Below are 14,242 nucleotides of genomic sequence, written 5' to 3'. Positions count from 1 at the left end.
CCTGGCAGGGTGACCTCATGGACGAGGCACCCGACGGTGAACTGGGTACGACCGAGCGCGTGCTCACCCTGCTCGGGCTGCTGCAGCAACGCCAGGTATGGACCGGCCCCGAGCTCGCCGACCGGCTCGGGGTCACGACGCGCACCGTACGGCGCGATGTGGAGCGCCTGCGCACACTCGGCTATCCGGTGTACGCGGGCCAGGGCGTCGGCGGCGGCTACCGGCTCGGCCCGGGGCGGGAGCTGCCGCCGCTGCTGCTCGACGACCAGGAGGCGATCGCCACCGCGGTCTCCCTGCTCGCGGGGGCGGGCGGCGGGGTCGCCGGTGCCGGTGAGGCCGCGCTTCGGGCCCTGTCCAAGCTCGACCAGGTGCTGCCCGCGCGGCTGCGGCACGAGGTGCGCGCGCTCTCCGACTCGGTGGAGTTCTTCGAGGGTGGCCGCGCGCCCGTCGATCCCGGGGTGCTCGTGACGCTCGCCAGGGCGTGCCGCGACGAGGTCGAGGCCGGTTTCGACTACCCGTCCAACGGCGAGGTGCGAGGGCGGCGGGTCGAGCCCTACCGCCTGGTCGCCTCCGACCGGCGTTGGTATCTCCTGGCCTACGACCTCGACCGCGACGGCTGGCGCAGCTTCCGCGTCGACCGGATGACCGACGCGTCCGCGCGGACCTTCCGTTTCAGCCCGCGCGAGGCGCCCGACGCCGCGGCGTACGTACAAGAAGGTGTGGCCAGCCGGGTCTATACGCATCGGGCGCGCTTCCTCGTGCACGCGCCGACCGCCACGGTGCGCGGGCAGATCCCGGCGTCGGCGGCGGTCGTCCGGCCGCGGGGGAGCGGGAGCTGCGAGGTGCTCAGCGGTGCCGAGCACCTCGACGCCGTGCTCATGCACGTCCTCCTCCTTGGGCATGACTTCGAGGTGCTCGATCCACCGGAACTGGGCGAACGCTGTCGCGTGCTGGCGGAGAGACTCCACGCGGCGGCCCCAACTACCCCGCCTTCACCGGGCGTCGAGATGCCCTGAGCCGTGAGCCGCCCGGGAAACGCAACTCCCGTTCGATGAACACAACTCTCGTCGCACCCGTATCTAGGACCGGACATGTCCCCGGCTCCGGCCGGTGAGCGTATTCGGAATCCCCCACAGGAGGCGACGAGTTGAGGCACAAGCGAATACCCAAGCGAAAGGCCGTGCTGGCAGGGGCTGCGGCATTGGGCATGGTCGCGACGGCCGTCCTGCTGCAGCAGGCCAACGCCTCGCAGTCCGGGTCGGAGACCGGTTCAGGGGCCGCTGCCAAGAGGCTCAGCGCGGCGTCGGCGACGAAGCTGGTCGAGCCGTTGGCCTCGCAGCTGGGTGACGCCTACGCCGGGGCGTACTACGACGAGGCGAAGCAGCAGCTCGTAGTCAACGTCGTGGGCGACAACAACGCGGTCGACGTACAGGTGAAGAGAGCTGGAGCGGTGGTGCGCAGCGTCGACAACAGTTCCGGTGAACTGGGCTCGGCCACCCAGACGTTGGCCAGCCGGGCCACGATGTCCGGCACCGCGTGGGCCACCGATCCCAGGACGAATCAGATCGTCGTCACGGCCGACCGCACCGTCACCGGCGAACGCTGGGACAAGCTCGAGGCGACCGTCGATTCTCTCGGCTCGGGCATGGCCCGCATCCAGAAGTCCGCGGGGGAGTTCAAGCCCTTCGCGGCGGGCGGCGACGCCATTTTCGGAGGCGGCGCACGCTGCTCGCTCGGCTTCAACGTGACCACCGAGGACGGCAGTCCCGGCTTCCTCACGGCGGGGCACTGCGGGGTGGCCGCCGAAAGCTGGTCGGACGCCCAGGACGGTGCGGCCATCGGAACCGTCCAGGCCGCCACCTTCCCCGGTGACGGCGACTTCGCGCTGGTCACGTACGACGACCCGGCGACGGAGGCCCCCAGCACGGTCAACACCGGCGACGGCCAGACCGTGGAGATCGTGCAGGCCGCCGAGGCGGCGGTCGGCCAGGAGGTGTCCCGCATGGGCAGCACCACCGGCCTCCAGTCCGGCGCGGTCACCGGCCTCAACGCCACCGTGAACTATCCGGAAGGCACCGTCAGCGGGCTCATCCAGACCGACGTGTGTGCCGAACCCGGAGACAGCGGGGGCTCGTTGTTCACCGCCGACGGCAGCGCGGTCGGCCTCACCTCGGGCGGCAGCGGCGACTGCACCGCGGGCGGCGAGACCTTCTTCCAGCCAGTGACCACCGCACTGGCGGCGGTCGGTGCCGAGATCGGCGCGGGCGGCAACTGAGGAGCGTGTGGAGCCCTGAGAGAGGGGGGCCGTGACCATCGCGGCGCCGATCGCCCCAGGGCGGGAGGCGCCGCGGTGAACGCCCGTCAGTCGACCGGCTCGCCGGGCTGATCATGGGTGGCGCAGTGGATGCCGCCCCCGCCAGAGGCGATGGTGTCGATCCGGACGGGCACGACGTCCCGCTTGGGGAAGTGCTCCCGCAGGATGCTCCGCGCGCGTGAGTCGGCCTTCCGGTCCCCGAACTCGGGCAGGAACACCGCGTCGTTGGCGACGTAGAAATTGGCGTACGTCGAGACGAAGTCGTCGCCCTCACCCCTGATCCTGTCCGGGTCGGGCTGCGGCAGATCGATGACCTCGAAGGACCGGCCCTTGGCGTCCTCGGCCTCACCGAGCACGGCATTCGCCTGATCGGCCGCTCGCGACCAGGAGTCGGCGGGCATGTCCGGGACCGCGCGGTCCAGGAGCACCACCCCCGGCGCGGTGAACCGCACGAGGCTGTCCACGTGCGCGTCGGTGATGTCCTCGCCGCGCACGCCGGCCAGCCAGATCACCTTCTCGATGCCCAGCGTCCGCTTGAGCTCGGACTCGATTTGGTCCCGGCTCTTCCCCCGGTTGCGGTTGTCGTTGACGATCGAGCTCTCGGTGATGAGGAGGGTCCCCTCGCCGTCGGTCTCGAAGGAGCCGCCCTCGGCGACCAGAGGAGCCTCCCGGCGCGGGATGTCGTACTTCGACAGGAGGGTGCGGCCCACGCGGGCGTCGTTCGTGTGCTTTTGCTTGTTCCCCCACCCGTTGAAGTGGAGGTCGACGCCGACCACGTCACCGTCCTGCTCCACGAACACGGGGACGGTGTCACGGGCCCACAGATCGTCGACGGCCAGGGAGATGACCTCGACGTCGCGCCCGCAGGCCTGCTGGGCGGCCTTCCGCTGCTCGGGCCTGGCCAGCATCACGACGTACTCGTACTCCGCGACGGCACGGGCGACGCGGGCGATGTCCTCGCGAATGTACGGGAGGTCCTCCTCCCATACCGACTCCAGGGCGGGCCACGACATGAAGGTGCGCGCGTGACTCTCCCACTCGGCACCCATGCGCAGCCCCTTGCCGGCCGTGGCCTCGGCGCCCGGCCCGCACGCCGAAGTGCCGAGGGCGGCGGTGCCGATTCCGGCGAGCGTCCGGAGGGTCGTGCGGCGAGAGGGGAAGAGGGGGGACACGGTGCGCTCCGGACATTCGAGGGGGTCACACGGCTGTGATGATCCTCGACTCTGACACAAACTGAAAATTCAGTCAAAAACGAGGTGTATCCCGGGGCGCCGCACCCCGAAGGGCCCGATAGGGTGGGGATCCATGGCGTCTCGCAACACTCAGATCCTCGAAGCGGCCGCGCGGCTCATCGCCCGCCGCGGCGTCCGCGGCCTGCGCGTCGAAGAACTCGCCGCCGAGGCGGGGGTGTCGACCGGGTTGATCTACTACCACTTCAAGGACCGCACCGGGATCCTGCGCCACACGCTGGAGTTCATCAACGACCGCGCCGAGCGCTACACCACCGGCCGCGCGGCGGACGCCGAACCGCTGTCCCCGCGTGCGGAACTGGACGAGACCCTCCTCCTTGAACTGCAGGACACCCAGGTGGTCAGGGAGAACAGCACCGCGTGGGGCGAGCTGCGGGCGAGCGCCGTTTTCGACGAGGTGCTGCGCGAAGACCTCGCCAGGGCGACCCTCGTGTGGGTGCAGGAGGTGGCGGCCCTCCTCGGGCAGGTGCAACCGACCGCCCCGGCGCCCGCCCTGGCCGCGGCGGCCGAGCGGCTCACGGCCCTGCTCGAAGGACTCAGCATGCGCTGGCTCAGCGGCGGGTTGCGCATCGACCACGCGCGTGACCTGATGCGCGGCGCCCTTGACGCCGAGCTGGCGCTGCTGCAGGAGAAATAGCGGCACGGGGACGGATTCTTCCACCGCTGAAAATTAGGTCAGCTGCACGTCCCGGCAGTCGGTGGCAGCCCCGCCCACCTCACGCCATGCTCGTCGCACCGTCCAGGGACTCGCGGATGATGTCGGCGTGGCCCGAGTGCTGTGCTGTCTCCGTGACGATGTGCATCAGGGTCCGCCGGACCGACCACTGCGCGTCCTCCTGGAACCACGGCGCTTTCGGCAGCGGCCACGAGACGTCCAAGTCGGGCAAGGTGGCGACCACTTCGTCGGTCCGGCGGGCCACCTCTGTGTAGTCGGCCAGCACGCCTGCCAGCGTCTCGCCCGGAAGCACCCGGAAGCTGTCCTTGTGGGCGGCCCAGTCGGCCTCGGTCATGGCCATGAAGTCCGGCATCGCCGACGGGCCGTCCAGAATGAAGTCCACCCAGGACTCCTCCACCGCGGTGACGTGCTTGATCAGGCCGCCGATGCACAGCTCACTGGCGGTGGTCCGCTGCCCGGCCTGCTCGTCGGTGAGGTCACGTGCGGTGAAGCGCAGGAAATGCCGGTGCTTGGCCAGCGTCTCCAGCCACTCGGCGCGCTCGCCGGTGACAGCCGGGGTCGCTTCGTCGGCGTCGGGGGTGGTGGTCGCTTCGGTCGCAGTCATGGTTCTTTCGCCTTCCGGTGTGCCTGTCTCGCCGGTCAAGGAACACATTAGGAGGCATATAGGCCAGCAGCTGTCCTAGATGGTGAGCTGTGTCCTCGGGTTATCCCCACCCGGTCCGGGCAGCCAGCAGGATCGTGCCGGGCCGTCGCCCCCGGACATGCTGGGAACGGCAAATGCCGCAGGTTTCCCCATGTATCCCCAGGAGTTGGCGCGTGCGTGAGCAGGCATGGCAGAGGTTCCGTTCTTCCCGGCGGCAGGGAGGTCCGCGCAGAGCACTCCCGGTCGCGGTCGCAGTGGTCGTCGGCGTCATGACGGCGGGCGCCCTCGCGCCACCCGCTGTATCCGACGCCAGGCCGTACGCCGTCGACAGCGTCCAGCGGGGTCTTGACAGGTTGGTGGGCTCCGACGGGCTGCCCGCTGCGCTGGCCAGTGTGCAGAGCCGCGAGGACCGCACCCGTAGCTACACCGCGGGGGTCGGCGATGTGGCCACCGGCTCGAAGGTGCCGAGGGACGGTCATGTACGGATCGGCAGCAACACCAAGGCCTTCACCGCGGTGGTCGTGCTGCAACTGGTCGGCGAGGGGAAGATCGGCCTCGACACCTCGATCGACACCTATCTGCCGGGCCTCGTCCGCGGGGACGGCATCGACGGCAGCCGCATCACCGTCCGCCACCTCCTGCAGCAGACCAGCGGTCTCCCCAACTACAGCAACTACCTCGGCGACGACGTCCGGTACTTCGCGCCCCGTGAACTCCTCGACATCGCACTGAGGCACAAGGCCGACTTCGACCCCGGGAAGAAGTGGGCGTACAGCAACACGAATTACGTGCTGGCCGGCCTGCTCGTCGAGAAGATCACCGGCCACCCCCTCGCCGAGGAGATGGACCGGCGCATCATCAAGCGCGTCGGGCTGCGCCACACCTACTTCCCCGCCCCCGGCGACGCGAGCATCCGAGGCCCCCACCCTCACGGCTACTACCGGGACTCGCCCGACGCGCCGCTGCGGGACATCACGGAGATCGACCCCTCCTGGGGGTGGGCCGCGGGGCAGTTGATCTCCACCAACTCCGACCTGAACCGCTTCTACTCCGCACTCCTGGGCGGCGACCTCCTGCCGCGGGCCCAGCTCACCCAGATGCGCGGCTCCACCCGCCCCGCCGAAGAGACCTTCGGCCCCGGCGCCCGCTATGGCCTGGGACTTGTGAGCAAGCCGCTGCCGTGTGGCGACGGCCTCTACTGGGGCCACGGCGGCAGCTTCCCCGGCTACGAGACCCGGGGTGGAGCCACCGACGACGGCCGCGCGGTCAATGTCGCGGTGACCATGCAACTGGATGACGCGGCGGGCAGAGAGCGCGTCGACAAGGTCGTGGATGCCGCCTTGTGCCGGTGAACTAGCGTGAGTCGCCTGGCACTTGATGCCCCATCAGCCGCAAGCTGTGGCGGTCCTGACCGTGCCCGACGAGCCCCCGCTCGGCGTGTGCCGGGCGGGGCTGTTGCGCAACCGCCCGTCACTGCACACCTCTTGCCCCGCACACCTCTTGCCCCGCACACCTCTTGAGTTGCCCGCCGTGCTCGACCTAGGCTTGCCGTGCCCCGAATGAAACGTTTCATTTATGTTGTGGGCACTCGGATTCATCATCCAAGGGACGTGTGATGAGCGAAGAGCGTGAGACGACGCGCGGCAGTGCGTGGAACCGGCGGGCCTTTCTGCGGACCTCCGCGGTCGGCGCCGGAGTGGGCGTCATCGGGCTGGGCCAGGGCATCGACGCAGCCGCCGCGGACGAGCACGGGGGCCAAGGGGAGTCGGCGGGAGGGGTGCTGAGAGTCGAGCGCACCACGGTTGAGTACGCGACGTCCGTCCTCGGTACGGACGTCGCCGAGCCCCGGCTGAGCTGGGAACTCTCGGCGCCTGGCCATGGCGCCCGGCAGAGCGCGTATCAGATCAGGGTCTCGCTCGGCGCGGGCGGCGGCAAGGGTGGCGAGAGCGGCAAGGGCGCCGCAGCGGTGTGGGACTCCGGTCGCGTCACTTCCTCGCGGACCCTCGGAGTCCCGTACGGCGGGCCCTCGTTGAAGCCTCGTACGCGCTATCACTGGCAGGTGCGGGTCTGGGGTGCCGACGGCCGGGCCTCCGCCTGGAGTACCACGGGCTGGTGGGAGACCGCGCTGGCCAAGGACGCTTGGCGGGGGCACTGGATCGGCGCGAGCGCGGCCCCGAACCCGCCGGGCTTCGAAGGGGCGTCATGGATCTGGTCGCCCGGCTCCACCGTGGAGGACGCGCCGGCGGGGGCGAGGTGGTTCCGAGGCGTCCTGGAGCTGCCCGAGGGGATCGATGTCTCCGCCGCCCAGGTCGTGGCCACCGCCGACGACGACTTCACCCTCTACGTGGACGGCGAGGAGGCGCTGCACGCCCCGGAGCAGACCGACGGCTGGCGGACCGCGCGGCTGGCCGATGTGACCGAGCGCGTGCGAGGCGCAGGCCGGCGAGTGGTGGTCGCCGCCCGCGCGACGAACCGCGGCAGCGCCTCGGTCAACCCCGGCGGCCTGCTCGTCCGTCTGCTGATGCGATCCGGCGGCGACTCCCACGAGTTGGTGACCGGGGCGGGATGGCGATGTGCCGAGTCCGAGCAGGACGGCTGGCAGGGGGCCGACTTCGACGACAGCGGCTGGCCCGAGGCGAAGGTGCTCGCGCCGTACGGTGAAGGACCCTGGGGCAGCGCCGCACAGGTTCCGGCGACCGAGCAGCCCGCGCCGTTGCTGCGCCGCGAGTTCACCGTCCGCAAGCCCGTGATGCGCGCCCGCCTCTACGTCAGCGGTCTGGCCTACTACGAGGCTCACCTCAACGGCCGACGGGTCGGCCGACAGGTGCTCGACCCGGGGTTCACGGACTACGACGAGACGGTGTTCTACGCCGTGCACGACGTGACGGACCAGATCCGTCGGGGCTCCAATGCCATCGGCGTCACGCTCGGCCGTGGTTTCTACGGCATGACGACGCCCAACGTATGGAACTGGCACAAGCCGCCGTGGCACGGGGAGCCCCAACTCCTCGGGCAGCTGGAGATCGATCACCCGGACGGCTCCCGCACCACCGTCGCCACGGACAGCTCGTGGCGGATCACGGAGGGCCCGACCCTCCTCAACTCCCTCTATGCGGGCGAGACTTATGATGCCCGCAGACATCCCCGGCAGTGGGCCGAGCCGGGGTTCGACGACGGGGGATGGCAGCGGCCCGTACGCCGTGACCCCCCGAAGGGTGAGCTGCGGGCGCAGCCCCACGACGCGATCGAGGTCATCGACACCGTGCGCCCTGTGGCGGTGAAGGCGCACGGTGACGACTGGATCGTCGACATGGGACGCACCATGGCGGGGTGGACGCGACTGCGTGTGCGTGCCGGCGCGGGCACCCTCGTGCGGCTCGCGCACGGCGAGAAGCTCAAGGACGACGGAAGCGTGCACGCCGAGACGGGGCACGTGCCCGGCCGGTTCCAGACCGACGAGTACATCTGCGCGGGCGGCGGCGCCGACGAGGTGTGGGAGCCCCGCTTCTCGTACAAAGGCTTCCGCTATGTGCAGATCAGCGGGCTGCCGGGCAAACCCGACCTGGACGACGTGCTCGGCCGCCTTGTGCACACGCCCGTCGATGACACCGGCACCTTCACGTGCTCCGAGCCGTTCTACGAGCGCCTCGAAAAGGCCATGCGGCGCACGATCCAGAACAACCTGCACGGCATCCCCACGGACACGCCGATGTACGAGAAGAACGGCTGGACAGGGGACGCGCAGGTGGGCGCGCCCGTCATGATGTACGCCCTGGGCATGCACCGGTTCCTGAGCAAGTGGCTCGGCGACCTGCGGGACAGCCAGAACAAGGACGGCCAGCTGCCGGTGATCGTGCCGAGCGGAGGCTGGGGGTACGGGGACCTCGGCCCGTCCCCGGAGTGGACCACGGTCTACCCGTTCCTGGTGCGCGAGATGTACCGCGTCTACGGCGACGAGCGCGTCATCGACCAGCATCTGCCCACGCTGGTGCGGTACTTGGACTGGGAGACCGACCGGCTGAAGGACGGTCTTGCGGTCACGGCCCTCGGTGACTATCTCTCACCCGGCTACGGGGGCAACCCGCCCGAGGACACGCGGCTCACCGCGACCGCGTATCTGCACCGGGCGCTCACCGACACCGCGGAGATGGCACGCATAGCGGGTGACAACGATGTCCGGCGGCGCTTCCTCGAAACCGCCGAGGAGTTGAAGAAGAACCTCAACGCGACGTTCCTGGCCCCGGAAGGTCACTACCGTACGGCCAAGGACCCCGAGTACCGCCAGACCAACAACTGCATCCCGCTGGCCTTCGGGCTGGTGCCGCCCGGCGCGCGGGCAAGCGTCACCGCTTCGCTCCTCGACGACATCAAGAAGCGGGGCAACCACCTCAACACGGGCTGCCTCGGCACGAGCGTGCTGCTCCGCTGTCTCAGCGCGCAGGGCCACTCCGACGTGGCCCACGCCATCGCCACCCAACGCACGTACCCGAGTTGGGGCCACTGGCTCGACAACGGCGCGGACACGATGTGGGAGATGTGGCCGCTCGACTCACGCTCGCGCGACCACTACTTCCAGGGCACCGTGGTGCAGTGGCTGTACGAGAACGTGGCGGGGCTGCGTCCCGGTGACGAGGGGTATCGCACCTTCACCGTGCGGCCCGACGCGCGTACGGGCGTGACGTGGGCGCGCACCGAGTTCCACACCGTACGCGGTCCCGCGGAGGTGTCCTGGTCCCGCGTCGACGAGACCGTACGCCTCACGGTGCGGGTCCCGGTGGGCGCGACTGCCGAGGTCCACGTACCGGCCGGGTCGCGCAAGGCGGCACAGGCACCCCAGGGCGCTGAGTTCGTGCGCACGGAACCGGGTTACGCGGTGTACCGCGCGCCGCACGGGACGTGGAGGTTCAGCGGGCGCCCCTGACACTCCCGGACGTTTGTGCCCCCGCCTCGGTGCTCGGCGCCAAGGCGGGGACGCAGCAGACGGGCCGTCAGACGGGCCATCTGCGCTGGGTGTCGGCGGCCATGGGCAGGGCGATCACACCCGGAAGGGTCATTGTTCCGGTCCCCGTCCGGGAGAGACAGGCGCCCTTTGGCCTGCTGGTTCTCCCGCCCCTGCCTCCGTCATCGGAACACGCCCCGGACCTTCGCGCTGCGCTCCCCAGTAAGTCGGGTTAGTTTGTGGACGTTTTTCCGACTTACGCCTTTCGTCCTGCGTCTTATGGGCCGAAAGGGGAGCCCTGCCGCGGGTAGGGGGAAGGCAGGCGATGGTCAAGACCTTGAGTGCCCCGCTCGTCGGAGTGCAGAGCCGCGGCCCGACGCCGATCGTCCGTACGCCGCGACGCGCCGCCGGTCAGGGGTGGCTGGCTGCCGTGGCGGTGGCTTTCGCGCTGGTCCAATTGGCCCTCGTGCGCCCCGGCATGGGGCTCGGCTGGGACGAGGCGGTGTACGTCAGCCAGGTCAGCGGTCACGCTCCGCCGGCGTTCTTCAGTGCGCCACGCTCCCGCGGGGTCTCCCTGCTGGCCGCGCCGATCGCCTCCTGGTCGTCGTCCACCTCACTCCTGCGGGTCTACATGGCCCTGCTGTCCGGCCTCGGCCTCTTCCTGGCGCTGCGCGTCTGGCGCGGGCTCTTCCCGCAGCGGGTGGTGATCCTGGCCGGCGTCCTGTTCGCCACGCTCTGGGTGACCGTCTTCTACGGCCCTGAGGTCATGCCCAACTACTGGGTCGCGATCGGCGCCCTGGCCGCGGTCGGCTGCTTCCTGCGGGTCCAGGCCGACCGCCGCGATCGGGCCGCGCTGTGGGGAGCGGGCGCGAGCGCGGCGCTGCTTGCCTGGATGCGGCCCACCGACGCCGTCTGGGTGGTCCTGCCGCTGTTCGTGCTGCTGCTGTGCGTACGCCGGTGGCGGCGGCCGCGGCTCCTCGCGGCGCTCGTCGTGGGTCTCGGGTCGGGGGCCGTCGGCTGGGTGGCCGAGGCGTACGCCAGCTTCGGTGGGCTCGACGCGCGCCTGGCCGACGCCTCCCGGATCCAGGGCGGCCTCGGCTGGAACATCGCCGTCCTGGACCAACTGCGCGGCCTTGGCGGCCAGACCCTGTGCCGCCCGTGCGACAGCCCGCTTCCGGCCCCGGAGCTGATCGCGTGGTGGTTCGCCCTGCCGGTGCTCGCCGCGCTGGGCCTCGCCGTCGCGGTCAAGGGTCGGCGCACTGCGCGCACGCTTCTGCCGCTGGCCTGCGCCACGACGGCGGGCATCCCGTACCTCTTCATGATCGGATACGCCGCCCCGCGCTTCCTGCTGCCGTTCTACGCACTGCTCGCCATCCCGGTCGCCGACGCACTCGTTCACCTGGTCACCACCGTGCGCCGGACGTGGCGGCCGGTGGCGGTGACGCTGGCGGCACTGCTCTTCGCCGGGCATCTGGCCATGCAGTACGTGGTCCTCGAGGACACCGTGGCCCGCTCGACCGCCGGTCGCCAGGAGTGGGCCCGTACGGCGGCCGCGCTGCACCAGCTCGGCGTACGGCCGCCCTGTGTGGTGAACGGGCATGAGGCTCTCCCGATCGGCTTCTACGCCGGGTGCTCCTCCGCCCAGACCCAGGGGCACAACGCGAGCACGACTCAGGCGGACCTCCTCCGGACGGCGCAGCGGACGCCGACGGCCACTCTTGTCCCGGAGAAGGACCGGCCGCCGGGCTACGCGCGCGACTGGCCGTCCCGTCGGGTCGGTGACCTGCGCATTCATCTGGGCCCCGCGGTGCGGGCGGACAGCCGGGGATGACGCGAGCCGAAAGCCCGCCTCGCACCGTGGGCATATGCGCTGTTTTTGGCATATGAGCTGTTTGCGTCTCGTGGTGACGGGTACCCCGGGATGGGGCCGGAACGTGACGTTCCGCCCCATGCCCGCACTCGTCGCTCTGGAGAGTTCATGTCGGATCAGCGCAAAAGTTCGTTCGCGACCGTGAGCCCGTACACGGGGGAGACCCTCGTGGAGTTCCCGGTCATCGAGGGCGGAGAAGTCGACGCGGTGCTGGAGACCGCGGGCCACGCGTTCGACGCGTGGCGCGAGCGCCCGATCGCGGAGCGCGCGGCCGTCGTCGCACGCGCGGCCGACCTGATGAAGGAACGCAAGGAAGAGCTGGCCCAGCTCATCACCCTGGAGATGGGCAAGCTCATCTCCGAGGCGCGCGGAGAGGTCGACCTCGCCGCGTCGATCCTGGAGTACTACGCGCGGCACGGGCCGGACTTCGCCGCCGCCGAGCCGCTGGACTTCGAGGGCGAGGGAGAGGCGTACCTCGTCAGCGAACCCCTCGGTGTGCTCCTCGGCGTCATGCCGTGGAACTTCCCGCTCTACCAGGTGGTCCGTTTCGCGGGCCCGAACCTGGTGCTCGGCAACACCGTGCTGGTCAAGCACGCCGGCATCTGCCCGCAGTCCGCCCTCGCCCTGGAGGCGCTTTTCCGTGACGCGCAGGCCCCGGAAGGTGTCTACACGAACCTCTTCGTGAGCCACGAGGAGATCTCCCGCATCATCGACAGCCCCGTGGTCCGCGGAGCCTCCCTGACCGGCAGCGAGGGAGCGGGGGCCAAGGTCGCGGAACGGGCCGGGCGGAACATGAAGCCCAGCCTCCTCGAACTCGGCGGCAGTGACGTCTTCATCGTCCTCGACGGCGAGCACCTCGAGCGCACGATCGGGGCGGCGGTGGCAGGCCGGATGGCGAACACCGGCCAGAGCTGCGTCGCCTCGAAGCGCTTCATCGTCCTTGAGGACGTGTACGACGACTTCGTCGAGGGGATGCGCCGCCAGTTCGAGGAGCTGCGGCCGGGCGACCCCGCGGACGAGTCGACCACCCTGGGCCCGCTCTCTTCCGAACAGGCCGCCTCGGACCTGGCCGACCAGATCCGCGAGACGGTGGAGCAAGGCGCGGAACTGGTCACCGGCGGCCATCGGATCGACCGTCCGGGCGCCTTCGTCGAACCGACGGTTATCACCGGCGTCAAGCCGGGCATGCGCGCCTACGCCGAGGAGCTCTTCGGTCCCGCCGCGGTCATCTACCGCGTCGCCGACGAGGACGAGGCGATCGCCCTCGCCAACGACAGCCAGTACGGCCTCGGCGGATCCGTGTTCTGCGCGGACGTGGAGCGCGGCCGCCGGGTGGCGGAGCGCGTGGAGACCGGCATGGTCTGGGTGAACCACCCGACCTCGACCCAGCCCGACCTGCCGTTCGGCGGCATCAAGCGCTCCGGCTACGGGCGCGAGCTCTCGAAGCTCGGCATGCGGGAATTCGTGAACCGCAAGCTCGTCCGGATCCTGCCGCCCGACGCGGAGCTGCACGGCATCGCAGGCTGAGCGATCCGGCGCCCCCGCCGGTACAGCCTGCATTGCCCGTACAGCCTGCATCGCCCGTACCGCCCGCCCGTCCACGGCGGGACAAAAGATGACCATAGGTGTGTTTTGCGGCTGAGTGAACGGCAAGCCGTTCTGACAGAGAGCCCATGGCGTCCTCCGCCCGCGAAACCAGCAAAGCAAGGAGCCACCGTGACCGCAGTACCCGCCATCACCCTCAACAACGCCGTGCAGATCCCCCAGCTCGGCTTCGGCACCTTCCAGATCGAGCCGGAGGAGACCCGGGAGACGACGCTGGCCGCCCTTGAGGCCGGCTACCGCCACATCGACACGGCACAGATGTACGGCAACGAGAAGGAGGTCGGCCAGGCGGTCCGTGACTCCGGCATCGACCGCGCCGACGTCTTCGTGACCAGCAAGCTCAACAACGGCGCCCACGCGCACGACGACGCCCTCAAGGCGTTCGACCGGACGATGGACGATCTGGGCCTCGACTACCTGGACCTCTTCCTCATCCACTGGCCACTGCCCGGCGAGGGCGACTTCGTGGAGACCTGGAAGGCCCTGGAGGAGATCTACCGCTCGGGACGCTCCAAGGCCATCGGGGTCTCCAACTTCCAGCCCCACCACCTGCGCCGGCTGCTTGAGGGCAGCGACGTGGTCCCCGCGGTCAACCAGATCGAGGTGCACCCCTACCTCACCCAGGACGACGTCAGGGCCTTCGGCGCCGAGCACGACATCGCCACCGAGGCCTGGTCGCCCATCGCGCAGGGCAAGGTCCTCGACGACCCGACGATCAACCGCATCGCACAGCGCGTCGGCAAGACGCCCGCCCAGGTGACCCTGCGCTGGCACCTCCAGCGCGGAGACATCGTCTTCCCCAAGTCCGGGACCCAGAAGCGCATCGAGGAGAACTTCGACGTCTTCGACTTCGAGCTCAGCCAGGGCGACATCGGCGAGATCTCCGCCCTGAACCGTGACGAGCGGACCGGCCCGGACCCGGATCGCTTCAACGGCTGAAACTCG

Annotated in this window: 9 protein-coding genes and 1 pseudogene; 8 read left to right on the top strand and 2 right to left on the bottom strand. The window is 70.2% G+C overall.

What is annotated here, in order from left to right; all coding sequences use genetic code 11:
* Positions 1-17 precede the first annotated feature (17 nt).
* Together ACZ5U5_RS02845 and ACZ5U5_RS02840 are read left to right on the top strand one after the other, a co-directional pair.
* Complete coding sequence (locus tag ACZ5U5_RS02845) at positions 18-1,016, top strand: helix-turn-helix transcriptional regulator (RefSeq protein ID WP_469015375.1); 999 nt, start codon at positions 18-20, stop codon at positions 1,014-1,016.
* A gap of 131 nt (positions 1,017-1,147) precedes the next feature.
* Positions 1,148-2,386 (top strand): annotated as a pseudogene (locus ACZ5U5_RS02840) (S1 family peptidase).
* On the opposite strand, the gene ACZ5U5_RS02835 reads toward ACZ5U5_RS02840, so the two are convergent.
* Positions 2,362-3,486 carry an agmatine deiminase family protein gene (locus tag ACZ5U5_RS02835; RefSeq protein ID WP_469015373.1) on the bottom strand — a complete coding sequence of 375 codons (1,125 nt, stop codon included), beginning with the start codon at positions 3,484-3,486 and terminating at the stop codon, positions 2,362-2,364. The pseudogene ACZ5U5_RS02840 and the gene ACZ5U5_RS02835 overlap by 25 nt on opposite strands.
* A 133-nt stretch (positions 3,487-3,619) precedes the next feature.
* Here ACZ5U5_RS02835 and ACZ5U5_RS02830 point away from each other — a divergent pair, with 133 nt between their 5' ends.
* Complete coding sequence (locus ACZ5U5_RS02830; protein ID WP_469015370.1) at positions 3,620-4,201, top strand: TetR/AcrR family transcriptional regulator; 582 nt, start codon at positions 3,620-3,622, stop codon at positions 4,199-4,201.
* A gap of 79 nt (positions 4,202-4,280) precedes the next feature.
* On the opposite strand, the gene ACZ5U5_RS02825 is transcribed toward ACZ5U5_RS02830, so the two are convergent.
* A complete protein-coding gene (locus tag ACZ5U5_RS02825) occupies positions 4,281-4,844 on the bottom strand; it encodes a DinB family protein (protein WP_469015368.1) in 564 nt (187 codons plus the stop codon).
* Positions 4,845-5,056: 212 nt separating this feature from the next.
* Between ACZ5U5_RS02825 and ACZ5U5_RS02820 the strand changes: the two genes are divergently transcribed.
* From ACZ5U5_RS02820 to ACZ5U5_RS02800, 5 genes are all read left to right on the top strand, one after another.
* Positions 5,057-6,235, top strand: a complete 1,179-nt coding sequence (locus tag ACZ5U5_RS02820) for a serine hydrolase domain-containing protein (protein ID WP_469015366.1) — start codon at positions 5,057-5,059, stop codon at positions 6,233-6,235.
* 263 nt (positions 6,236-6,498) lie between these two features.
* Positions 6,499-9,804: a family 78 glycoside hydrolase catalytic domain gene (locus tag ACZ5U5_RS02815; RefSeq protein WP_469015364.1), complete on the top strand. Its 3,306-nt coding sequence runs from the start codon at positions 6,499-6,501 to the stop codon at positions 9,802-9,804.
* Between the two features lie 343 nt (positions 9,805-10,147).
* On the top strand, positions 10,148-11,653 hold the full coding sequence (locus ACZ5U5_RS02810; protein WP_469015362.1) for a hypothetical protein: 1,506 nt from the start codon (positions 10,148-10,150) through the stop codon (positions 11,651-11,653).
* Positions 11,654-11,800: 147 nt separating this feature from the next.
* Positions 11,801-13,219 (top strand): NAD-dependent succinate-semialdehyde dehydrogenase, encoded by a 1,419-nt coding sequence (locus tag ACZ5U5_RS02805; protein ID WP_469015359.1) that lies wholly within the window; start codon positions 11,801-11,803, stop codon positions 13,217-13,219.
* A 189-nt stretch (positions 13,220-13,408) separates the two neighbouring features.
* Complete coding sequence (locus ACZ5U5_RS02800) at positions 13,409-14,236, top strand: aldo/keto reductase (RefSeq protein ID WP_469015357.1); 828 nt, start codon at positions 13,409-13,411, stop codon at positions 14,234-14,236.
* Positions 14,237-14,242 lie beyond the last annotated feature (6 nt).

It is taken from the genome of Streptomyces sp. NPDC033177 (assembly GCF_055577715.1).
This window is presented reverse-complemented; position numbering and strand designations above follow the sequence as displayed.